The 21,750-nt window shown below is 38.6% G+C and carries 20 protein-coding genes; 3 read left to right on the top strand and 17 right to left on the bottom strand.

Annotated elements, in window-relative coordinates; translation table 11 throughout:
• Positions 1–308 precede the first annotated feature (308 nt).
• The 4 genes from U859_RS0102715 to U859_RS0102700 all read right to left on the bottom strand — a co-directional run bounded on the left by U859_RS0102715 (position 309) and on the right by U859_RS0102700 (position 4,678).
• Entirely contained in the window at positions 309–986 is a 678-nt protein-coding gene (locus U859_RS0102715; protein WP_025141906.1) for an OmpA family protein, read from the bottom strand.
• Between the two features lie 176 nt (positions 987–1,162).
• Positions 1,163–1,855, bottom strand: a complete 693-nt coding sequence (locus tag U859_RS0102710; protein WP_025141905.1) for an ABC transporter ATP-binding protein — start codon at positions 1,853–1,855, stop codon at positions 1,163–1,165.
• Between the two features lie 2 nt (positions 1,856–1,857).
• Positions 1,858–3,330: a DUF5687 family protein gene (locus tag U859_RS0102705; protein WP_025141904.1), complete on the bottom strand. Its 1,473-nt coding sequence runs from the start codon at positions 3,328–3,330 to the stop codon at positions 1,858–1,860.
• Positions 3,331–3,397: 67 nt separating this feature from the next.
• Positions 3,398–4,678, bottom strand: a complete 1,281-nt coding sequence (locus U859_RS0102700; RefSeq protein ID WP_025141903.1) for a replication-associated recombination protein A — start codon at positions 4,676–4,678, stop codon at positions 3,398–3,400.
• A 120-nt stretch (positions 4,679–4,798) separates the two neighbouring features.
• Here U859_RS0102700 and U859_RS0102695 point away from each other — a divergent pair, with 120 nt between their 5' ends.
• On the top strand, positions 4,799–5,179 hold the full coding sequence (locus U859_RS0102695; protein WP_025141902.1) for a VOC family protein: 381 nt from the start codon (positions 4,799–4,801) through the stop codon (positions 5,177–5,179).
• 253 nt (positions 5,180–5,432) lie between these two features.
• Here the strand turns inward: U859_RS0102695 and U859_RS0102690 are convergent, their stop codons facing one another.
• Positions 5,433–6,731, bottom strand: a complete 1,299-nt coding sequence (locus U859_RS0102690; protein ID WP_025141901.1) for an MFS transporter — start codon at positions 6,729–6,731, stop codon at positions 5,433–5,435.
• A 145-nt stretch (positions 6,732–6,876) separates the two neighbouring features.
• On the opposite strand from U859_RS0102690, the gene U859_RS0102685 reads away from it, so the two are divergent.
• The gene (locus U859_RS0102685) at positions 6,877–7,608 is read left to right on the top strand and encodes a class I SAM-dependent methyltransferase (protein WP_025141900.1); all 732 of its coding nucleotides are present in this window, start codon (positions 6,877–6,879) and stop codon (positions 7,606–7,608) included.
• A 118-nt stretch (positions 7,609–7,726) separates the two neighbouring features.
• On the opposite strand, the gene hisS is transcribed toward U859_RS0102685, so the two are convergent.
• The 7 genes from hisS to U859_RS0102645 form a co-directional block, all read right to left on the bottom strand.
• Complete coding sequence (gene hisS, locus U859_RS0102680; RefSeq protein WP_025141899.1) at positions 7,727–9,118, bottom strand: histidine--tRNA ligase; 1,392 nt, start codon at positions 9,116–9,118, stop codon at positions 7,727–7,729.
• A gap of 146 nt (positions 9,119–9,264) precedes the next feature.
• Positions 9,265–9,882: a LytR/AlgR family response regulator transcription factor gene (locus U859_RS31525; protein ID WP_025141898.1), complete on the bottom strand. Its 618-nt coding sequence runs from the start codon at positions 9,880–9,882 to the stop codon at positions 9,265–9,267.
• The gene (locus tag U859_RS0102670; protein WP_025141897.1) at positions 9,872–10,072 is read right to left on the bottom strand and encodes a hypothetical protein; all 201 of its coding nucleotides are present in this window, start codon (positions 10,070–10,072) and stop codon (positions 9,872–9,874) included. The genes U859_RS31525 and U859_RS0102670 overlap by 11 nt, the downstream gene beginning before the upstream one ends.
• Positions 10,073–10,409: 337 nt before the next feature.
• Positions 10,410–11,153 (bottom strand): LytR/AlgR family response regulator transcription factor, encoded by a 744-nt coding sequence (locus U859_RS0102660; protein ID WP_025141895.1) that lies wholly within the window; start codon positions 11,151–11,153, stop codon positions 10,410–10,412.
• A gap of 1 nt (position 11,154) precedes the next feature.
• The gene (locus U859_RS0102655) at positions 11,155–12,825 is read right to left on the bottom strand and encodes a sensor histidine kinase (protein WP_025141894.1); all 1,671 of its coding nucleotides are present in this window, start codon (positions 12,823–12,825) and stop codon (positions 11,155–11,157) included.
• Positions 12,826–13,184: 359 nt separating this feature from the next.
• Positions 13,185–13,535, bottom strand: a complete 351-nt coding sequence (locus tag U859_RS0102650) for a translation initiation factor (RefSeq protein ID WP_025141893.1) — start codon at positions 13,533–13,535, stop codon at positions 13,185–13,187.
• Positions 13,536–13,719: 184 nt separating this feature from the next.
• Complete coding sequence (locus tag U859_RS0102645; RefSeq protein WP_025141892.1) at positions 13,720–14,601, bottom strand: diacylglycerol/lipid kinase family protein; 882 nt, start codon at positions 14,599–14,601, stop codon at positions 13,720–13,722.
• A 223-nt stretch (positions 14,602–14,824) separates the two neighbouring features.
• Between U859_RS0102645 and metK the strand changes: the two genes are divergently transcribed.
• Positions 14,825–16,075, top strand: a complete 1,251-nt coding sequence (gene metK, locus U859_RS0102640; protein WP_025141891.1) for a methionine adenosyltransferase — start codon at positions 14,825–14,827, stop codon at positions 16,073–16,075.
• Positions 16,076–16,663: 588 nt separating this feature from the next.
• Here the strand turns inward: metK and U859_RS0102635 are convergent.
• From U859_RS0102635 to U859_RS0102615, 5 genes are all read right to left on the bottom strand, one after another.
• Positions 16,664–18,775 carry a peptidase domain-containing ABC transporter gene (locus U859_RS0102635; RefSeq protein ID WP_025141890.1) on the bottom strand — a complete coding sequence of 704 codons (2,112 nt, stop codon included), beginning with the start codon at positions 18,773–18,775 and terminating at the stop codon, positions 16,664–16,666.
• A gap of 6 nt (positions 18,776–18,781) precedes the next feature.
• Complete coding sequence (locus tag U859_RS0102630; protein WP_025141889.1) at positions 18,782–19,939, bottom strand: HlyD family secretion protein; 1,158 nt, start codon at positions 19,937–19,939, stop codon at positions 18,782–18,784.
• Positions 19,940–20,002: 63 nt separating this feature from the next.
• Positions 20,003–20,209 carry a bacteriocin gene (locus U859_RS0102625; RefSeq protein WP_025141888.1) on the bottom strand — a complete coding sequence of 69 codons (207 nt, stop codon included), beginning with the start codon at positions 20,207–20,209 and terminating at the stop codon, positions 20,003–20,005.
• Positions 20,210–20,514: 305 nt separating this feature from the next.
• On the bottom strand, positions 20,515–21,048 hold the full coding sequence (locus U859_RS0102620) for a biopolymer transporter ExbD (protein ID WP_025141887.1): 534 nt from the start codon (positions 21,046–21,048) through the stop codon (positions 20,515–20,517).
• A gap of 132 nt (positions 21,049–21,180) precedes the next feature.
• Positions 21,181–21,711, bottom strand: a complete 531-nt coding sequence (locus U859_RS0102615) for a superoxide dismutase family protein (protein WP_025141886.1) — start codon at positions 21,709–21,711, stop codon at positions 21,181–21,183.
• Between the last annotated feature and the right edge of the window lie 39 nt (positions 21,712–21,750).

Raw genomic sequence — 21,750 nt, 5'->3', positions numbered from 1 at the left:
CTGACTTTAAGAAGTAAAAAAAGGGAGGATAATCCTATCACGTCGACATCTTTAATATTTCGTGTCTAGCAGGACCTCAACTTGCCTCCCTTTTTCTGATTGTTATATTATAAATATAAAGATATGAGCAGGGCTTTCGGAACCGATTAGTACAGGAACCTGCTTTTCAAAAAAAAATTAATTAACTCATTATGTGTCAGATGGTAATATCAGACACCACAACCGAACGCTCAAAAACAAAAAACCCCGGTGGATGTACACCGGGGCTGCATATATAATGACCTCATAGGTAGAGGGAATTTGCGATATTATCCTTGTTTTTGTGCTGAAGCTTTTAATGCATCGTTAGCAACAATTACAATTTCTACACGACGGTTGGCTGCACGGCCTGCATCAGTTTCGTTATCTGCAATTGGCTCAGCAAAACCTTTACCAATGGTAACTAATCTGGATGCTGGTACACCTTGAGAAACGGCATAAGCTTTAACAGCAGCTGCTCTTCTTTCTGATAGGCCCATGTTATACTGTTCGGTACCACGGCTATCGGTGTGACCAATAATTTTGATATCTGTATCAGGATATTGATTTAATGAAGAAGCCAAACTCTGTACATTTGTTTTAGCTGCATCTTTCAAAGCGGTTTTATCGAAATCGAATAAAATACCACTATCAAATTTTACAATAATACCTTCGCCTTCACGTATAACTTCTGCATTAGGAATAGCTTTTTGGATTTCAGCTGCCTGCCTGTCCATTCTACGACCGATAAAAGCGCCTGCTGTACCACCAATAGCACCACCAATTAAAGCGCCAACTGCTGTATTACCCGCTTTTTTACCAATTAGTGCACCAATTACACCACCGGCTGCTGCACCGATACCAGCACCTTTTTGTGTTTTAGTTAAACTATCACAACTTTGGAATGCCATTGATCCTACGGCTAACCCTATACTTAATGTCGCTATTCTTACTTTTGAAATACTCATGATATGCTAGATTTATAATTTCTACCCGACATATTCAAACACAATGCCAAAAACTAATGCTATTGCATTTTCGGTCCATTTTGACCAATTTTAGCTACAAACAGCAATCTTGTATACAAAAAAAGGGCTCAGATAAATCCGAACCCTTATATATTGTATCATTCTTAGTACAAAAACTAGGCAGAGAAGTAACTCTCCAGCTCTTTCAAAGTATTTTCATCTGTTTTAAAATCTTTGATGACTTGTCCTTTTTCTACCAGCACAATCCGGCTGCAAACATCGGTAACATGGTTTAAATCGTGACTGGAAATAAAAGTTGTCATGTTACCTGCCTGATCTTTTAACAATTTCTTTAAACGGATCTGGGTAGTTGGATCGAGGTTGGCAAAAGGTTCGTCCAAAATTAAAATTTCGGGTTTCTGCATCAAAGCAGCTGCAATGCCCACTTTAACCTGGTTTCCTTTACTAAAATCGCGGATATATTTGCCACTGTTCAGGATTTCGCCATTAAAAAATTCCCCGTATTGATTCAGGTATACAGAAACATCGGCTACACTGAGGTTATGTAAACTGCCGATAAAAATGAAATATTCTTCAGGCGTTAAATAATCGATCAGGAAGCCTTCATCCAAAAACGATGCGGTATAATCTTTCCAGGTATCGTTCTGCATTACATTTTGGCCTTTCGATAAAACCTCGCCCGTGGTTGGGCGGATCAAATCTAAAAGCATACGGAAGAAAGTGGTTTTACCGGCACCGTTATTTCCTACTAAACCTACGGTTTCTCCGGCAGCAATCTGTAGATCTTCGATGTTTACAACGGTTTTATCGCCGTAAACTTTTTGTAATTTCTTAACTTCTAAAATCATAATTATTCTCTAAAGCCTTCGGCTATTTTATATCGTTGTTTTTCAAGTCGTTTTGCAATGTAGTTTACCCAGAAGCCCCTTAACAGCAGCATGGCTAACCCAAATATTCCTACTACAGCCAAGCCCCAATAAGGTTTATGTAATATGCCAAAGGGAACATACATTAATATGGGTGTAAGTGCGTAAGGGAACATTAAAAGCCATTGGGTTGCACCGGTTCCTTGATAGTTAAAGCTTGCTGCTTTGGTAATATCCAATCTTTTATAATTTAAAGTAGCCAGGTAAAGCACCACCACGGTACCGAAACCAATATTATATAAATAAGCGGCTAAGTGCAGGAGCAATAATTTAGGGCTTAAAAACCCATAAAAACTAGCCAATACAGTAATAATGGTACAACCAATGGTAAAAAGCAAAAATTTAGCTTTGATGTAATCTTTAAAATTAATTTTATTAGCCAATATGCCATCGAAATGGGCACTTTGCCAGGCAAACATAAACTGACCATAAATAATGATGGAAACACCGGTCATAAATATAGCACCAAACATCATCTGCCCGAAAGCATCGCTATTGATTGCTTTTTCCTTGTAAAAAATAAATCCATAAAAAAGGAAAAAGAAACCCAGGATGACCGCAGAACGTGGCCGTTTATGACGGAGAATTAATTTCAGCTCTAAAGCAGCCAACTCGCCAACTTTACCAAAGCGGTTAAGGAAAGCATAATCGGTACTGCCTTTTTTCTCCTGTTTGGTACTTAACTCTTCTACATATAAGTTTTTACGCAAGAAACCAGCGTTAAGGTAAAATATAGCTATAGCGGCCAAAGTAAACGCAAAGCCATATAAAGGATGTACGGCGATGGCCCTGAATACAAAATCAGAGGCAGCCATAATGGAAATTATCTTATAATATTCTAAAGCAGCAAAAGCAGCAATAACCACCAGACCGAAAAAGGTATAGAGTGTATTGGTGATCGATTTCCGCTTAATATACAGCACCAGGTAATTATTGAAAATCATTACTGAAAATATCGAAATGATATACATTAGCGTAACCAAACCTCCGTATTCAGGTAAAATTTTAATAAATAAGAAAGGAAGAAAAATAAAAAACGGCCACAGGTTAAATGCAGAAAACAATGCTTTAACGTTTAAAAAACTGATGATTTTGCTTCTCGAAATTCTTAAATGCAGATAGGGAATAATACTTAAAGTTGGCAATTCCTGAAACTGTAAACGCATGATAAAATCGAATGCGAAATAATAAAGGATAATACCGTTAAAACTGGAAATTACCTCTTTGTTTGGGAAAATTTTTGGCAGAAAATGCGACATTCCAAAACCTACTCCTACGGCAATGGCAAAGAAGTAAAGCATGAAGAAACCCAAAACAATCTGGCCAGCAATGCTACTGCCCCTGTTCCGCGAACGCCAAAAAGATTTTCTTTGATGGCTTAAAAAAGTACTCAGCATATTTAGTTTAGGTGTTTGATTTTTAGTCAATATACCTATTAGTATGCATTTGGAAGAAAATGTTACACTAATATTTGTATTTGTCTTTCCAGTTTTGCCTTAGCTTTTCGCGCAGTTTCTCTTCTGCCGCATTTTTACCCGGATCGTAGAGTTTTGTACCGCTTAATTCATCCGGAAAATACTCCTGGGGCGAAAAATTACCTTCATATCCATGCGAATACTGGTAATCTTTGCCATAACCGATATTTTTCATCAGTTTAGTGGGTGCATTGCGAATATGTAAGGGTACAGGTAAATTCCCGGTTTGTTTAACCAATGCTTGTGCCTTGTTAATGGCCTCGTAAGAGGCATTGCTTTTTGGCGAACTGGCCAGATAGGTTACACATTGTGACAGAATAATCCGGGCTTCGGGGTAACCGATTACATTTACGGCCGTAAAGCAGTTATTAGCCAATAAAAGTGCATTTGGGTTGGCATTGCCGATGTCTTCTGAAGATAAAATCAATAACCTGCGGGCGATAAATAAGGGATCTTCGCCACCTTCTATCATCCTTGCCAACCAATAAACGGCTGCGTTTGGATCGCTCCCACGGATCGATTTAATAAAGGCTGAAATGATATCGTAATGCTGTTCTCCGGCTTTATCATACAGTGCGAGGTTCTGCTGTGCATGTGCCAGCACATTCTCGTTTGTGAGAATGATTTTATTTCCACCAATGCCATTAATGGCAATTTCGAGTACGTTTAGAAGCTTCCGGGCATCGCCACCAGATAAACGGATTAAGGCTTCGTGTTCTTTTATCGAAATTTTCTTCTCAGCAAGAATGGGATCTTTTTTAATGGCCGTTTGCAACAAACCAGCCAGCTCTTCTTCCGTCAGGGATTTTAATATATAAACCTGGCAACGGGAAAGCAAAGCTGAAATAACTTCAAACGACGGATTTTCGGTCGTGGCACCGATTAGGGTAACCAGGCCTCTTTCTACCGCTCCCAACAAACTATCCTGTTGCGATTTACTAAAACGATGGATCTCATCAATAAACAAAATGGGCAAACCCAAAAAGCTGTCTTTTAACTGTGCAGCCCGATCGATTACCTCACGGATATCTTTCACCCCACTGTTAATGGCACTTAAATTGAAAAACGGGCGGTCTAATGCCTGCGAAATAATATAGGCTAATGTGGTTTTTCCTACTCCCGGAGGGCCCCAGAAAATCATGGATGGCAGCTGACTGCTTTCAATTGCTTTGCGCAACACCGCTCCCACTCCTACTAGATGTTTTTGCCCAACATATTCATCGAGATTTTGAGGGCGCATACGTTCGGCTAAAGGAGGCAGGTTTTGCATAATGGTAAATATATAAAAATTGATTATTTTGTTAGTCGATAATCTGCTAACCAAATGTCAGGATTATAAAATCCTTTAGTTAAAACAAAAGGACGAATGCTTTAGTTCTAATTTATTATTATGGACATCAAAAATTTAGATCACCTTGTATTAACGGTTGCCAATTTAGAAAGTACCTGCAGGTTTTACAGTCTTGCCCTGGGAATGGAAATTATTGAGTTTGGCGAAAACCGAAAGGCGCTAAAGTTTGGTAATCAAAAAATCAATCTTCACCAATATGGATCAGAATTTGAACCGAAAGCATTTAAACCGATGCCTGGTACGGCCGATTTATGTTTTATCACTGATTTTCCGCTGCGCGAGGTGATGCAGGAACTTAAAGAAAAATGTATTGAAATTGAAGAAGGACCTGTAGAACGGACGGGAGCAAATGGTAAGATTATTTCTATCTATTTACGCGATCCGGATATGAATTTAATTGAGGTGAGTAATTATTTGTAAACAAGCAGCTTTTTTGCCACTGAAGATAGATTTGCCACGGAGGCACTGATTGACACAGAGATTAATCGTCCTCGTTTGTAACGAGGATGGTAGAGAATGGCGATTTTATCGCCATTTAGTTTGCTTATTTGCATTACAAATGCAGATTTCGATAATCCTCGTCACAAACGAGGACTATTTGACTATTTGACATCCTTTACGATTCCCAATCAAGTTGGGAATGACGTCACGACCGAATCATGCTTCAAAAAATCTAATCCTCTATCTTCGAGTGGTGTTTGGTATCTTTCATGGTGGTGTACAAAACCAGTGAGATCAAAATACAGCCGGTTACGTACCAGTAAAAGTAACTTTCGTGCCCTATATTTTTAAACCACAGCGCTAAATATTCTGCCGTTCCACCGAAAATGGCAACAGTTAAGGCATAAGGCAAACCAACACCCAAGGCCCTGATTTCTGCGGGAAAAAGTTCTGCCTTTACCACCGCGTTGATGCTTGTGTAGCCACTTACAATAATCAAAGCACCGATCATCAATAAAAATATAATTGTAGTATTGGTTTCGCTGGCTAAACCTGTTAAAATTGGATAAGTACATAGGGTACCCAATACCCCAAAACCGATTAACAAGGGTTTTCGCCCGATTTTATCAGATAACAAGCCAAATAATGGTTGCATAATGGCAAAAACCAGCAAAGAGATGAATGATAATGTTGTAGAGGTTTCTTTGCTGAGGTGAACAGTATTGACCAGAAATTTTTGCATGTAGGTGCTAAATGTATAAAAGGCAATGGTTCCTCCTAAGGTTAAACCTACAACCGTAAAAACTTCTTTTGGATATTTTAATAAGACAGCGATACCTCCTTTTTTGTCATCCGCATTTTTACTTTTAAAGGCTGCCGTTTCATCGATATGTCTACGCAGATACAAAGCAATAAAAGAGAGGACAGCACCAATAAAAAAGGGAATCCGCCAACCCCAATCGTGTAGTTCTGCGGGAGTAAGCAACCAATTCTGTAAAATCAACTGGATGCCTAAAGCCAGTAATTGCCCGCCGATTAGGGTTACATACTGAAAACTTGAATAAAAACCCCGGTGTTTTTTGGTGGCCATTTCGCTGAGGTAAGTGGCAGAGGTTCCATATTCGCCACCGGTACTTAATCCCTGAATCAATCTTGCAAAAATTAACAATAGCGGAGCAGCAATTCCAATTTGTTTATAACCCGGCGTTAAGCCAATAATCAATGATCCAACGGCCATGATGAGTACGGAGAGTGTCATCGAGCGTTTCCTGCCCAATTTATCGGCGATACTGCCAAATAGCCAGCCACCAATAGGACGCATTAAAAACCCTACGGCAAAAATGCCTGCGGTATCCAATAACTGTGCGGTTGGATTACTGTTTGGAAAAAAAGCAGGAGAAAAATAAAGCGCAAAAGCAGAATAGGTATACCAATCGTACCATTCAACAAGATTGCCTACGGAACCACCAAAAATAGATTTCAACCGGTATTCTACATCCTTAATTTCGTCTTTTTGTATTGTTTTTTCCATAGTATAGAATGAGTGATTGCATGCCGAATATGAAACTTAAATTAACACCAGTTGTTTATCAAAAATATAATAATTTTATAAAGAAAGAGCGGAGTTATTGTCATCGCTATTCCTTGCGTCATTCAACATTCAATCATTAATAAAAATGAAAGATAACTTTTCTACCCAATCTGCCGATTACGCCATATACCGACCAACTTATCCACAAGAACTTTACGATTATCTGTTCGGCCTGGTAAAAAACAAGGAAACGGCATGGGATTGTGCCACGGGGAATGGTCAGGTTGCACGTGTACTGGCGCAGCATTTCGGTGCTGTTTATGCGACAGACATTAGCGAAAATCAATTAAAAAATGCTTTACAGTTGCCAAATATCACTTACAAAGTGGAACCAGCAGAACAAATATCGGCTGGCAATGCTAGTTTTGATCTGATTACGGTAGCGCAGGCCATCCACTGGTTTAATTTTGAAGCCTTTTATGCAGAAGTAAAAAGAACATTAAAATCAGATGGACTTTTTGCGGTAATTGGTTATGGAATTATGTCTATCGATAAAAAAGTAGACAAAGTTATCCATAAGCTTTATGAAGATATATTAGGCAAATATTGGGACAGTGAACGCCGCTACATTGAAGAAGGCTATAAAACCATTCCTTTCCCTTTTGAAGAAATAATTGCGCCACATTTTCAGATCAAAACCACCTGGAATTTTAACCAGTTAATTGGCTATTTAAATACCTGGTCTTCCTTGCAACACTACAAAAAAGCCAACGATCGGAATCCGTTGGAATACTTGTTTACCGAGCTGAAAGAAGCCTGGGGTGATGATGCAGAGAAAGATGTTCATTTCCCGATTTTATTGCGGGTTGGACGATGAATTTAACCACAGAGGCAACAGAGAAGAGGCACAGAGCACACTGAGTAAATTTTTAAGCAACTAAAATTGCTCTGTTTACTCCGTGAAAACTCAGTGATCTCTGTGGTTAATTAAACTTCTATTTCAACAACTCCAGTATACCTAAAATAGTCAGTTTTTTCTGCTCTCCGCTTTGCATATCTTTTAAGGTAAGTTCTCCACTGGCAATTTCATCGCCCCCGATTAAAATAACGTAAGGGATATTTTTGGCATCGGCATAGGCCATTTGTTTTTTCAGTTTTGCCGAACTTGGGTATAACTCTGCAGATATACCCGCGTTTCTAAATTGTTGAACAATCGGCAAGGCATATTTTTCAGCTTCAGCATCGAAATTACTGATCAATACCTTGGTTCCAACTTCTGCTGAAGCAGGAAAAAGGTTCAGTTCTTCCAATACATCATAAATGCGGTCGGCACCAAAAGAAACACCCACACCGGTTAAGTCTTTCAACCCGAACATGCCGGTTAAATCATCATAACGGCCACCGCCGCCAATGCTGCCCATGGCTACTTCGTTGGTTTTAACCTCGAAAATACAGCCAGTATAGTAATTTAAACCACGGGCCAAAGTAATATCCAGCTCTAATTTGGCAACTAACGGCAAACCATAAGAAATCAGGCTATCTACATATTCAAAAACCTGTTCAATTTCGGCAACACCTTTTAAACCGGTTTCGGATTGGGCTAAAACTTCTTTCAGGCTGGCCAGTTTTTCTTCGTTGGTACCTTCCAATAAAATCACCGGACGGAGTTTTTCCAAATCAGTTTCGGTAAAACCACGCTCCAACAATTCTTTACTTACCCCATCTAAACCGATTTTATCCAGTTTATCGATGGCAACTGTCATATCAATAATTAAATCAGGTTTACCAATGATTTCGGCAATACCCGATAAAATTTTACGGTTATTAATTTTTATGCTGAAATCTTTTAAGCCTAATTTGCTTAAAGCTTCGTTGTAGATTAAAATAAATTCAGCTTCGTTCAGTAAACTTTCTGAACCTACCACATCTACATCACATTGATAAAACTCGCGGTACCTGCCTTTTTGGGGACGATCGGCACGCCAAACCGGCTGCACCTGAAAACGTTTAAAAGGCAAGGTAATTTCGTGCTGGTGCATCACTACATAACGCGCAAATGGCACTGTTAAATCGTAACGCAAGGCTTTTTCAGAAATTAAAGGGATTAGCTTATTGCTGTTATCTTCTTCAGCAAAATCGAACGATTTCTTTTTTGGATCCTTAAGGTACTCTCCACTATTTAAAATTTTAAAAATCAGTTTATCGCCTTCATCGCCATACTTTCCAGTTAAAGTAGAAAGGTTTTCAAAACTTGGGGTCTGGATTTCAGCGTATCCATATTTTCTGAAAACCGTTTTAACGGTATCATAAATAAAATTCCGTTTTACCATTTCAACCGGAGAAAAATCGCGGGTACCTTTTGCTAATGAGGGTTTAATAACTGACATAGCCGCAAAAGTACAAAAATGTAATGTTTAAAAAACAAAGATTCGTCATTGCGAGGAGGAACGACGAAGCAATCTTACAACGATCGCTACATGCGAGTGCTTTAAGATTGCTTCGTGCCTCGCAATGACGTAATTATTTTGAAAAGTTATTTCCCCAATACCTCTTTTACCATTTCCCTGTTTGGTTTAGATACGGGGATTTTATCGCCATTATCCAACAACAGTGTTCCGCCATCTTCTTTTAGCCAGCTTTTTACAAATTTCGGATTCACCAGGTGACTTTGGTGAGCCCGAACAAAACCTTGTGGTTTAAGTAAGTCTGAATATTCTTTTAACGATTTTGAAATGAGCAGTTTATCTCCCCCTCTGAAAAAGAAGTTGGTATAGTTATTATCAGCTTCGCACCTTATAATTTCATCAGTGTTAACGTACCTGATTTCGTTCTGTTGAGGCAAAGCAATCCTACCATTTATCCTAATGGGTTCTTTCTTATCCGTATTTTCATCCACCAGTGGATTTTGATAAGCTGTTGGAGGTGCAAAATTGATGGCAACAGTATTCGGTGCTATTTGAGGCTGGGAACGGTTTCGCCTGATCAAAAAGTAGATCAGCATAAAAATGCCTCCAAAAAAGCCGAAAAAGAGCAGGCCAGCTACCAAAAGCATGATGATCTCTGCACTCCCCATATTTACAAATTCCGCATGGGCAGTCTGAATGCTATAAGCAAGTATAAAAGCAAATCCGAAGATTATTTTATTTCTCATGTTTAGCGGTTTTAGCGCGTTTTGCTAAATATAAACATAAAAAAAGAACCACTCCAACAAAGGCTAAGGTAAAAAAGCCTACTACTAAAAGCATGATTATTTCTGCAGCACCAAGATTCAAAAATCCAGCATAGGTAACCTGTAGGCCAAAAGAAATAACAAAAAAGAATAAAAATAATAACTGTTTCATGTTGATTGATTTAAGTGTTTAACGAAAGTAATTACACGCTACACATTTAAAAACCAATATTGAGTATTGGGTAGGCTCTGATGAGGATTAAGTACTAAGCTTTTAGTATTATATTTATTAAACCTTGCAGGTTTGGATGTTAAAAACAGCTGACTTTCGTTTAATAAACCCGATAGCAGCGTAAAACCCGCAGGCGAGGAACGAGCCAAGGCTTTGAAGCGGATAGCGGGACTTTCATAACCTAAAAGCACCAAACCTTGCTTTTCTAAATAATATTAACCACCTAAGTCGCCTGAGTGTATCTAGTGGGGCAGTTAATTAATCTCGTAGTTTTAAACTATTTCCCCAATACCTCTTTAACCATTTCTCTGTTTGGTTTACTTACCGGGATTTTATCGCCATTATCCATTAAAAGCGTTCCACCATCTTCTTTTAGCCAGCTTTTTACAAAATTGGGGTTTACCAGGTGACTTTGGTGTGCCCTTACAAAACCTTGTGGTTTAAGCAGATCTGAATATTCTTTTAGCGGTTTCGAAATCAGGATTTTATCACCATTACTTAAAAAGAAAAACGTGTAGGTATTATCGGCTACGCAGCGCACAATATCATCAACCGAAACATAACGGATTTCGTGCTGTTGGGGCAAGGCAATTTTCGGACTGCTTTGTTCACTCTTTTTAATTTGGCTCAACAAAAAATTAAGCTGTTCTCCATTTATTTTATTCCTGAACCTGATTTCAGCTTTTTCTACCGCAGCTTTCAATTCTTCTGGATCAACCGGTTTAAGCAGATAATCCAGAGCGGCAAATTTTACTGCCTGGATGCCATAATTATCGTAAGCGGTTACAAATACCACTTCGAAAGTTTTTTCAGTAAGCTGATTTAATAAATCGAATCCAGTTGTTTTACCCATCTGGATATCCAGAAAAAGCAGGTCGGGATGATGAAGGTTAACCTGTGTAAAAGCCTCGTCAACATTGGCTGCACTGGCTACCACTTTAATATTCGGACAATGTTTATTTAGTAAAATCTTTAGATTTTCTAAATTGGCTACTTCATCGTCTACTAAAACTGCCCTCATTTTATAACCATTGATTAATTGTGATCTGAATTAAAGTTCCTTTTGCGTCTGCTTTCATATCCAATAAAAACGGGGTTTCTTTATAAATCGAATTGAGTAAAGATATTCTGTTTTTGGTCAATGCCAAACCCAAACCTGTATAATCTTTTGCAGTATCGAAGCCATCGCCATTATCTTTCACACTCAAAACCAAGTCTGTTCCTTCTTTTGTAAAACTGATTTCGATCTTGCCATCATTTCCTTTTTCGGAGATACCGTATTTTACCGCATTTTCTACAAAAGGCTGTAAAAGCATAGCCGGAATTTCTATATTTTCTACATCCAGATCAGGTGAAGCACTAATATTGTACTGAAAACCAAAACGTAACTGCTCCATCTGCAAATAATCATCTAATAACGTTTTTTCTGATGTTAAACTGATGAGTTCTTTATGATCTAAAACATTTCTGGTTAAACGGGCAAATTTGCTAAGGTAACGGTTGGCATTATCGATTTCGTTTTTGTTCATCAGGTTTTGGATGCCTGCTAATGCATTGAACAAGAAGTGTGGATTTAACTGTGAACGTACGGAATCTAACTGGAGTTTGGCGATTTCTTTTTCCTGCGATTTTTGAGCAAGTATCCTGGCTGCACTTTTTTTTCGGTTATTCAGGATCAGAACGGATATTAGACCGAAAAAACCTCCAATTATAATCCCTTTTAAAAAATCTTTAGATGTAAAAAAATTTTCCTTTTTTTCAACAACTGTAAACCCAAATGATGATCCTGGTGGCGTCCAACTTACACCTCTCGGCAAATCCATTGATCTGTAAATTTCAGGCGCAATTGTAACTAAATATGTCCCTGTTTTTTTAAAATATTCGGCATCGATTAGTATTTTTGAATTTTGCCAATTGTTAGTTGTTAAAACAGTTTCTTCAGGATAATCATTACCATATCTGATGATTTTTACCTTGTAAATAAAATCAACCCCAGTATTATTGATACCTATTAACATGCTTTGTATACAATCATTAACAACAATTGTATCCCTATCTTCAAATGGTAATTTTTTAAAAGAATAAGCTTGTTTTCCTTTTTTCATAACTAGATCTATCATTTCTCTAGCGGATAAGCCCTGAGTATTAATAGAAGATAAAAAGATTGTCTTATTTAGTATTTTAGGTATTAAAAGTGGTTTATTACGAATTATTACTGTGCTTACTTTGAATTTTTGCGGCATTTTGTATACTTTGACAGTAATATCTTTGCCAATTACATTATAATCGCCTAAACTCATTGTGAAATAATCAGGGAAATCACTCCGATTATTCCATTTAAAATCTATTGTACTTAGAACGGCGTCATCTACGAGAAAAACACTGTCATTTTCTATAATCGAATATCTATAATATTTTAGGCTGTCTTTGTGTATCCTCATCTCCAGATGTATATTTTCCGCTTGCCCGAGAAAAACATTATTTTTAAGAGGGTCACTTGATTCAGGATTACCGAACGAATTCCACTTGGTTCTATCATTAACCCGAAGCAATACAGGACAGTTTGAATTTGGAGTGGTTATACCATATAACATTGAATTACCATTGGCTTCATTTAAGAAAGTATGTTTTTTTTCCTGGCCAAATGAGTATAGCGATAAAGAGAGGAAGAGAAGGTAAATTATCTTTTTCATGCGTTTAATTTTTCATAAACATCTTGCAAAAAATCTGCTTAAGAAACATTAAAACAGGATATGGCATGAATAAACTTGTAAATGGTAAGATTGGGGTAGTATTTAGATTGAGCGCGACACATTTAATGATAGAAAATTGTAATCCGTATGCGATACAGCAGGTTCTAAAGAACGGTCGTCATTACCATGCATGCGGGAATCTTAATGCAACATACAAACCCTACCAAGGCATTACGATTCCCAATCGAGTTGGGAATGACGCAAAGATTACAGGCATCGCCCTTGGGCGCAGTCGAAGACTCCAGCACAAGCCAAATCAAATAAAGATCCTTCGTTGCACTCAGTATGAGCTTTTTCTATTACCCCCCGGCCTTTTTCACTTTATATCCATCTTTTTGCAGAATGCCCATCACTTTATCGCGCACATCCCCCTGGATCATAATTTCGCCATCTTTGACCGAGCCGCCTACGCCACATTTAGTCTTCAACATTTTGCCCAATACCTCTAAATCTTCTGATTTACCCCTAAAACCTGTAATTAAGGTTACGGCTTTACCACCCCGATTCTTTTTATCAAGCATTACCCTTAAATCCTGCTGGTTGTTCGGCGAGGTAACCGTATCATCAACTTCTTCTTCGTATTCGAATTCGGGATTGGTAGAATACATAATTCCGCCAAGATCGCTTAAACTGTTTTTCTTTGGTTTCATGCTTATAATGTAATATGGGAGATGTAAGATGGGTGATGGTTTATTGGTTAACTGGTTAAATCGGTTAATTGACACCCGACTACAAACCCCAAACGCTCAACGCTAAATTGGTCAATGGTTGATAGTTCATGGTTTAATAGCCAATCGATCATCTCCGCCAACCGCTTTACGCTAAGCGCTAAACTCAAGGCACAATTACTTTAAGCGAAAGTGGATTCACCACCGCTGCTATCTCTGTTCCCATTTGCAAAGGTTCGCCATCTACGTGCACCGCTCCTTCCTTTTCCCTTATAATTTTAATATTTTTTCCTTTAATAATTTCAATCATATCGGAGGTTTCTGCTTTGCCCCTTAACATTACATAACCCAAAACAGGCAATTTTATTATCGGGAAGGGTTTGATAATGCAAACATCCAATAATCCATCTTTTACCGAAGCATTTGGCGCGATAAAAACATCGTTTCCATACTGCGATGAATTGGCAATACTGATGGCAAAAGCTTTTCTGCTATATTCGGTACCGTCGATATTCAAATTATAAGTTTGCGCCTTATAGTTAAAAACCTCTTTAAAGCCCAGTTTTACGTAGCCTGATAACCCTCGTTTTTTATCTTTCGAAAATACCGCACTCAAATGGGCATCAAAACCCATCCCGGCCAGGTTGAAAAAACATTTGTTGTTAAACGCTGCTGTATCAATTTCATCAACCTTAAAATTATTGATAATAGACAATGCACACCTTAGGTTTTTGGAGATATTTAAAAACCGGGCGAGGCCATTACCTGATCCCAGCGGCAAAATTCCCAAAATTTTATTGTGTTTTAACACTTTTGTAGCTACCTCATTTATAGTGCCATCGCCACCTGCTGCGATAATTACATCGAAGTTTTTGGTCGCCGCTTCATCAGCCAGTTCGCTGGCATGCCCCACATATTCGCTGAAAACGAAGTTGGGACTAAACTTTTCCTTATCGAGGTATTTGTCGATAAAATCGGGAATACGCAGTTTTCCCCTCCCACCAGAAATAGGATTTATGATAAAGAGGATATTGATCTTTGTGTGCAAAGTGTAAGATTGAGTGCACAAAATAATCTATAATTTTTGAAATAAAGAAAATATGCTAATTTTGCGGCAGTAAAAAGTGGATTGATTTGCTATCCCGATACCTCGGGACCGGATTGCAACCACTTAAAAAAATTGCTAATGCCTCCTTTCAATCATTTTACCACCTGTTTCCAAGGGGTTTGGCAATTATAAATTTGTTTATTTATCATTAATTATTTAATAAATGTCATATTTATTTACATCAGAATCTGTTTCTGAGGGTCACCCAGATAAAATCGCCGATCAAATTTCGGATGCGTTAATTGATAACTTTTTGGCTTTCGATCCAGAATCAAAAGTAGCTTGCGAAACCTTGGTTACCACTGGTCAGGTTATTTTAGCTGGTGAAGTAAAATCTAAAACATATTTAGATGTACAGCAAATTGCACGTGATGTAATCAAGAAAATTGGTTACACCAAAAGCGAATACATGTTCGAGGCTAACTCTTGCGGTATTTTATCGGCCATACACGAGCAGTCGCAAGACATTAACCAGGGTGTAGATAGAAGCAGCAAAGAAGAACAAGGTGCAGGCGATCAAGGTATGATGTTTGGTTATGCAACCAACGAAACTGAAGATTATATGCCTTTGGCATTAAACCTTTCCCATAAATTATTACAGGAACTTGCTGTTTTACGCCGCGAAAATAACGAAATTACTTATTTACGCCCAGATGCAAAAAGCCAGGTTACTTTAGAATACGATGATAATAACAAACCGGTTCGCATCGATGCCATTGTAATTTCTACACAGCACGATGATTTTGATGAAGAAGCTGCGATGTTGGCAAAAATCAAAACTGATCTGGTAAATATCCTGATTCCAAGAATCATCAAAAGCAATCCTGCTTACGCACATTTATTTAACGATAAAATTGAGTATCACATTAACCCAACTGGTAAATTTGTAATTGGTGGTCCGCATGGCGATACAGGTTTAACTGGTAGAAAAATCATTGTAGATACTTACGGCGGTAAAGGTGCCCATGGTGGTGGCGCTTTCTCGGGTAAAGATCCAAGTAAAGTAGATAGAAGTGCGGCTTATGCTACCCGTCATATCGCCAAAAACTTAGTGGCTGCCGGTATTGCTGACGAAATTTTGGTTCAGGTATCTTACGCTATCGGTGTTGCAAAACCAATGGGTATTTACATTAATACTTACGGAACAGGTAAAGTAGGTAAAACGGATGGCGAGATTGCTAAAATTGTAGAATCGATTTTCGATATGCGCCCTTACTTTATTGAACAACGTTTAAAGTTAAGAAACCCAATTTATAGCGAAACAGCTGCTTATGGCCACATGGGCCGTACGCCAGAAACGGTTACCAAAACTTTCAGAACACCAAACGGTGAAGAAAAAACGGTTACAGTTGATTTATTTACCTGGGAGAAATTAGATTATGTAGATCAGGTTAAAGCTGCTTTCGGTATTTAATTCTTCGAATAAGTTTATATAAAAGGCGTTTTGCAACATTGCAGAACGCCTTTTCTGTTATCGTGCAGTCAGATGGCACCATCTGACTGTATAAATCTGTGTCGGATGGTAACATCCAAAACCACCAGATCCCATGTTTGGTGGTTCAGCAAACAGCAGAAAAATCATTGATGTTTTTTGAAAAGCAGGGTTCTGCGTTCGTCGGATCCGAAAGTCCCGCCATACGCTTTACCTCACTGCGTTCGGTGTTCGCTCCTGTCTGGTTTAGTTAACCTGGGTAAGTGGTTCTTAGGCGAGTAATCTTCGCGCCAGTAAAACTTAAATATTTGCACGGACAGAACATTCCTAAACCTGATTGACGCGGTAGCTCCCGATTTTTTTCTAATCGGGACTACAAGCAAAAAGCAGGACTAACGCTAAAAATTGTGCTGCAACTGCTTTCCAAAAAACATACAAAATATTTTCCCTTACGCGAAACTTACGAAGTCGGCTTCGGGCCCATGTTTAAAAACACGAAACGTTCCTACGGAACGAAAACGCCAATCTACAATTGGCTACCCGTGAAGCATTCCTACGGAACGGCGTAATTTAGACCAACTGATATTTCAGCTCCTGGTGGCTGCCCTGCTCTATCACTACACCTTTATCCAACACAATAATCTTATCGGCATTGTTCAGCGTGCTCGATCGGTGTGTAATTACAATTACGGTTTTCTGCTCTTCTTTTAAAAGCCCGATCATCTTTTGCACATGCTGCTCCGAAACCGAATCGAGCGATGAAGTGGCTTCATCTAAAATCAGAATTTCAGGGTCCCGGTATAAAGCCCTGGCAATGGCAATACGCTGCCTTTGTCCGCCCGATAAAGAGGTGCCATTTTCGCCCAGATAAGTCTGAAAACCCTTTGGTAAGGCTTCGATAAAACCAATTAAACCCAGTTTAGCAGCAATATCAATAATCTTTTGCATATCGGGTTCTTCTTCTCCAATGGCAATATTCTCGATTACATTGCCCGCAAATAAATCGATCTGCTGGGGCACTACCGATACCATTTTACGGAGTGAGGAATTGGTAATGTATTTTAGGTCGTATTTACCAATGCGCACATTACCGGCCTGTATAGGATAAATATTTTGAAGGATCGACATTAAAGTCGATTTTCCCGACCCGCTTTCACCCACAATGGCGGTAAATTTACCCTGCGGAATGGTTAAATTCAGGTTTTCGAAAACAGGCAATCTGCCTCCATAACGGAAAGAAACATTTTCGAAATGGATATCGCCGATTTTATCGGCACTCAATTCAATCTGGTTTTCATCACTTTCGCGCTCCAGGTCCATAATTTCGAACAAACGGTCGGCAGCAATTACCGCATCCTGCACCGTTTTATTCATGCCGATCAGCGAAGAAACTGGTCCTGTAAAATAACCGATTAAAGTATAAAATGATAATAACTCTCCAGGTGTAATCGAATTGCTTAATACATAACCTGCACCTACCCAAAGCAAAATGATGGTAATCATCCGCGAAATAAATTCAGTAGAAGTACCCGATACCACGGCATTGATATTCGATTTAAAACCAGCCTGAAGCAATTTGATAAACCGGGTTTCGGTTTTTTCGTTGGCATGATCTTCCAGTCCGAAACGTTTAATGGTGCCTACCGCATTTAAACTCTCTACCAGTTGCGATTCAAGCTCGGCAGCATCTTCCATCAGCCTGCGTTGTGTGCGTTTGTTAAACCGATCGGTAATTATATAAATTACAAAATACAACGGAATAACGGTAAGCGTAATGAGTGCGAGTTTCCAGTAATAGGTAAACATCATGATGAACGAAAAGAAAACGATAAATATGTTCACCACAAAATTTACACATACATCGTTTAAAAAAGTCCTGATTTTTACCGCATCGTTTATCCTCGAAATAATTTCGCCCACCCTCATGGTATCAAAAAACTGTTGTGGCAAACGCAGCAAGTGTTTATAATAGCCCAAAATAAGCTGCGAATCGATCAACTGACCAGTTTTTAAAGTAAAAACTGTTTTGGCTGAGCCAATAAACATTTGTACCAATAAGATCACCATCATGGCAATGCTCATCAGGTTAAGCAGGTTGTGATTACCGTCTACGAGTACAAAATCGACCAGTTTCTGCACAAAAATAGAGGTTGATAAACCCAACACAGTATATACAACCGCACCGAATAAAACCTGTGTCAGAATGCCTTTGTGCGGTTTAATCAAACTCCAAAACCTTGCCTGGATTGATTTTTTCTCATTGCCGATCTGAAAATTTTCTGATGGCAACAATAATACTAAAGCACCAGTCCACTCCTTTTTAAATTCATCATGTGTTTTACGGTGCACTTTCCCATCCATAGGATCCATCACCTCTATAAATTTACTGCTTACCTTATAAATCACTACATAATGCTGCAGGATATCGTTTACAATAATATGGGCAATAGCTGGCGTAGGTATTTTAAATAAACTATCAAAAGGCGCTTTAACGCCTTTGGCCTCAAATCCTAATTTTTGAGCAGCTTCTACAAGTCCTAAAACGGTGGTTCCTTTTTTATCGGTGCCAGCCAATTGCCTGATGCGGGCAACAGCCAGATCTAATTTATAACGGGAGGCGATTGAAGCCAAACAAGCCGCGCCACAATCTGTAATATCCCGTTGTTTTACCTTTGTACTCATTGCCTGTTATGTTTTTTGGATCAGGTTAGGATTAACCCAATCATCTACCTTATCGTAAAGCAACTGGTATAAACTGCGGTCGGTTACTTTAAAACGGGCCGTAAAGTTCATGCCTTTTTTAAGGTAGCCTTTGTAACCGTTCTTTAGCTTCAGGAAGTTTTTATCCATTAAACACTTTACTTTAAAAGCTGGCTGGTTATTATTTAAAATCACAATATCATCCGAAATATCGATCACTTTACCCACCGCTAAACCCCATTGGTTATAGTTGTAGGCGTTAATCTGGAAATGCACTTCCTGTCCTTTTCTGATCAGACCAATATCTGATGGATTAATATAACAGTAAGCGGCCAAACCTGCATCGGGCGAAACTTCTCCAACTTTTTGGTTAGCGAATACGTAAGCACCTTGTTGTAAGCCTATTAAATTCTGCACGGAACCATCAATGGGCGCACGTAAAACATATTGTTTTTTCTGTTCGTTCAGTTCGGCCTGTTGACCGGAAAGCTGGCGCAATTCGTTCCGGAAACCATTGGCTTCGGTTTGCCATTGCGTTTTATATTTGGTACGTACCATCAAATAAGCCGATTCGGCCTGCTCTAGTTCATATCTGTATTTTTCGTATTCTGATTGCGTAAGCACTTTATTTTGATAAAGTTTATTATAACGCGCAAAGGTGCTGGTTGCCTGTCTTTTTGCAATGCCAGCATTTTTCAATTCTTGTACATATTGTTGCCATGAGGCTACATATTGGCCGGTTTGTAAATTAGAACCGCCATTAAACGACAACAGGGCATTAATATCCTTTAAAAATTGGGTAACCTGGTTTTTCCTTGTTTCTACCAGAGCATCCTGTTGTTTAGGCAAGCCAGCATCAATGGCCAAAAGGGTATCACCCTGCTTTAGTCTTTTATTGTCTGAAAGCCGGTACTGTATCAAGCGGCCATTAACCGGCACTATAAGTTCTGTTTTTTCGATGGTAGATTGCAAAATGCCTGTACCATTTATACTGATGGGGATTTTTATAAAGGGAAGCGCAATTAAAACCGTTAAAATTGCTACCACAGTAACAACATATATTAACTGGCTCGATTTACTGATTTGAGAGCGGTAAACAAGAGCGGTATTCGAAATTCTTTCGGTAGAGTAGTTGGTTAGCGCCATAGGTTTATATTTTAAAGTATCCGCTATCCCGGATAACCCGGGACAGCGGATACGATAAATTGCTTACAGACTCCAAACAAGTTTCAAAACATTGGTTACTGTTTTGTTTAAGAATGCTGAAGTATCTGCACCAACTGAGTTTAAAGTTCCTGAAAGAGAAGCTAAAAGTTCGTTTAATGTATTGTTAACAATACCACCACCTTCTACTTGTGACATTTCAGCGGTGTTCATTTCTTTAACACCAAGATTTTTTAATTCTAAACTTTTCATACTAGATTTTTTTTGAGTTTAAGATCCCTACTCTTTTCAAGGCTTTTCGGATACGCCTGATGTTTGGCCAAACACTTCGACGAATGTAATCATATTAGCTATACAGACGTAGTATTAAGCATCCAACACAAACCTAACGATTGCTTAATAACCCACTCAAAAGTGCCTTAACGCCTCAAAAACGCAATCTCTACTAAAAAACTAGTGTATTAGTTTTCATATTCAATTTATTCATTGGCGATAAAACGTTTTATATTCTTTTTATTCGCTTGTCGGCGAAGCTGAATACTTAAAAATGAGTAGTATTAAAGGTTGTTATTTTTCATAAACGTTAACTCCTTTTCAGCAATATGATCATCGTCTATGGCATAGGACTTAATATTGGCAATTTTCATTTCATCAATTACATCAACAAAATTCTGAAACTTTGCTGTTTTACTTGGTTTGATGATCACGATCATATATTTAGCAGGATTATTTTGATGCGTCGCTGCAACCAATAGCTCGTTTGTCCTGATTTCTTTTTGGAGATCTGCCACCGGAATCACTTTCATATTGGCCTTTTCAATCGTTCCCATGTAAGAAACTGCTTTGTTATCTTTTCCGAGTACAATGGTCATGGTACGTGATTCGGGATACTTTTCTTCCACATCAGGAATTGTCTTATCGGGCTTAGCAATATCTGCAGCATTTAACTGGCTCAAAGTTGTGGTGAGCATAAAAAATGTAGTTAATAAAAACATCAGGTCTACCATTGCGGTAAGATCTACCTTTGGTGCTGGTTTTTTGGTTCTTCCTTTTACGGCCTTGCCGCTTTGAGATTCGTTTAGAGTTGCCATAATGATTTAGGTTTTTTAATGATGATGACAACCTTGATCAAATTGCATAAAAAAAGCAGTTAAAAATTTAACTGCTTAAAAAAATTCGTCATTGCGAGGAGGAACGACGAAGCAATCTTAATTAATAGAATACTACTTCACCGCTTCAATAACACCGCAGCCCACTCGTGGTCCTGAGTTGCCTGTAGGTTGGGTGGTATAATCATCTGTACCGCCATGCACAATAATCCCCCTGCCGATAATATTTTTAACATCGCCATCCTTAATGCTCCACCGATCAGTAGTAACCGAAAGCGTAGCGTGGCCTTTACCATCTAACTTAATATTACCAATATCGCCACTGTGGTAAGCTGCCGATCCCCATTTACCATGAACTTCTTTGGTCGGATTCCAGTGGCCATGGGTATTTTCGCCCATATTGCCACAATCGCCATGTTCGTGAAAATGTACCGCCACATTGCTATCAGCCCGTGCGGCAAAATTCATTTCAATATCCATTTTAATTTTTCCGTCGCTCATTTCATAAAACTTTGCTGTACCAATGGTTTTGGTATTATCAGCCGTTTCTGTTAAAGTTGCCTGAGCAATTTCTTTTTCTGTTTTGGTACAGCCGCTTACAAGCGCAACACCAGCAATCGCTAAGCTTAAAAGATATTTTTTCATTTTATTAAAATTTAGTTTACTAACGAAACACATTGACAA

It is taken from the genome of Pedobacter jeongneungensis, assembly GCF_000633455.1.
GTDB classification, from domain to species: Bacteria; Bacteroidota; Bacteroidia; order Sphingobacteriales; family Sphingobacteriaceae; genus Pedobacter; species Pedobacter jeongneungensis_A.
The sequence above is the reverse complement of the archived record's forward strand: the minus strand, read 5'-3'. Positions and strand labels throughout refer to the sequence as shown.

What these genes read in the sequence shown, in the direction of transcription:
- U859_RS0102715 (WP_025141906.1), bottom strand. Translation starts at nt 986, where the DNA reads ATGAGTATTTCAAAAGTAAGAATAGCGACATTAAGTATAGGGTTAGCC.
- U859_RS0102685 (WP_025141900.1), top strand. Translation starts at nt 6,877, where the DNA reads ATGAAAGATAACTTTTCTACCCAATCTGCCGATTACGCCATATACCGA.
- U859_RS0102695 (WP_025141902.1), top strand. Translation starts at nt 4,799, where the DNA reads ATGGACATCAAAAATTTAGATCACCTTGTATTAACGGTTGCCAATTTA.
- U859_RS0102615 (WP_025141886.1), bottom strand. Translation starts at nt 21,711, where the DNA reads ATGAAAAAATATCTTTTAAGCTTAGCGATTGCTGGTGTTGCGCTTGTA.
- U859_RS0102670 (WP_025141897.1), bottom strand. Translation starts at nt 10,072, where the DNA reads ATGAAACAGTTATTATTTTTATTCTTTTTTGTTATTTCTTTTGGCCTA.
- U859_RS0102620 (WP_025141887.1), bottom strand. Translation starts at nt 21,048, where the DNA reads ATGGCAACTCTAAACGAATCTCAAAGCGGCAAGGCCGTAAAAGGAAGA.
- hisS (WP_025141899.1), bottom strand. Translation starts at nt 9,118, where the DNA reads ATGTCAGTTATTAAACCCTCATTAGCAAAAGGTACCCGCGATTTTTCT.
- U859_RS0102660 (WP_025141895.1), bottom strand. Translation starts at nt 11,153, where the DNA reads ATGAGGGCAGTTTTAGTAGACGATGAAGTAGCCAATTTAGAAAATCTA.
- U859_RS0102700 (WP_025141903.1), bottom strand. Translation starts at nt 4,678, where the DNA reads ATGCAAAACCTGCCTCCTTTAGCCGAACGTATGCGCCCTCAAAATCTC.
- U859_RS0102705 (WP_025141904.1), bottom strand. Translation starts at nt 3,330, where the DNA reads ATGCTGAGTACTTTTTTAAGCCATCAAAGAAAATCTTTTTGGCGTTCG.
- U859_RS0102625 (WP_025141888.1), bottom strand. Translation starts at nt 20,209, where the DNA reads ATGAAAAGTTTAGAATTAAAAAATCTTGGTGTTAAAGAAATGAACACC.
- U859_RS0102650 (WP_025141893.1), bottom strand. Translation starts at nt 13,535, where the DNA reads ATGAAACCAAAGAAAAACAGTTTAAGCGATCTTGGCGGAATTATGTAT.
- U859_RS0102655 (WP_025141894.1), bottom strand. Translation starts at nt 12,825, where the DNA reads ATGAAAAAGATAATTTACCTTCTCTTCCTCTCTTTATCGCTATACTCA.
- U859_RS31525 (WP_025141898.1), bottom strand. Translation starts at nt 9,882, where the DNA reads ATGAGAAATAAAATAATCTTCGGATTTGCTTTTATACTTGCTTATAGC.
- U859_RS0102630 (WP_025141889.1), bottom strand. Translation starts at nt 19,939, where the DNA reads ATGGCGCTAACCAACTACTCTACCGAAAGAATTTCGAATACCGCTCTT.
- U859_RS0102710 (WP_025141905.1), bottom strand. Translation starts at nt 1,855, where the DNA reads ATGATTTTAGAAGTTAAGAAATTACAAAAAGTTTACGGCGATAAAACC.
- U859_RS0102690 (WP_025141901.1), bottom strand. Translation starts at nt 6,731, where the DNA reads ATGGAAAAAACAATACAAAAAGACGAAATTAAGGATGTAGAATACCGG.
- metK (WP_025141891.1), top strand. Translation starts at nt 14,825, where the DNA reads ATGTCATATTTATTTACATCAGAATCTGTTTCTGAGGGTCACCCAGAT.
- U859_RS0102635 (WP_025141890.1), bottom strand. Translation starts at nt 18,775, where the DNA reads ATGAGTACAAAGGTAAAACAACGGGATATTACAGATTGTGGCGCGGCT.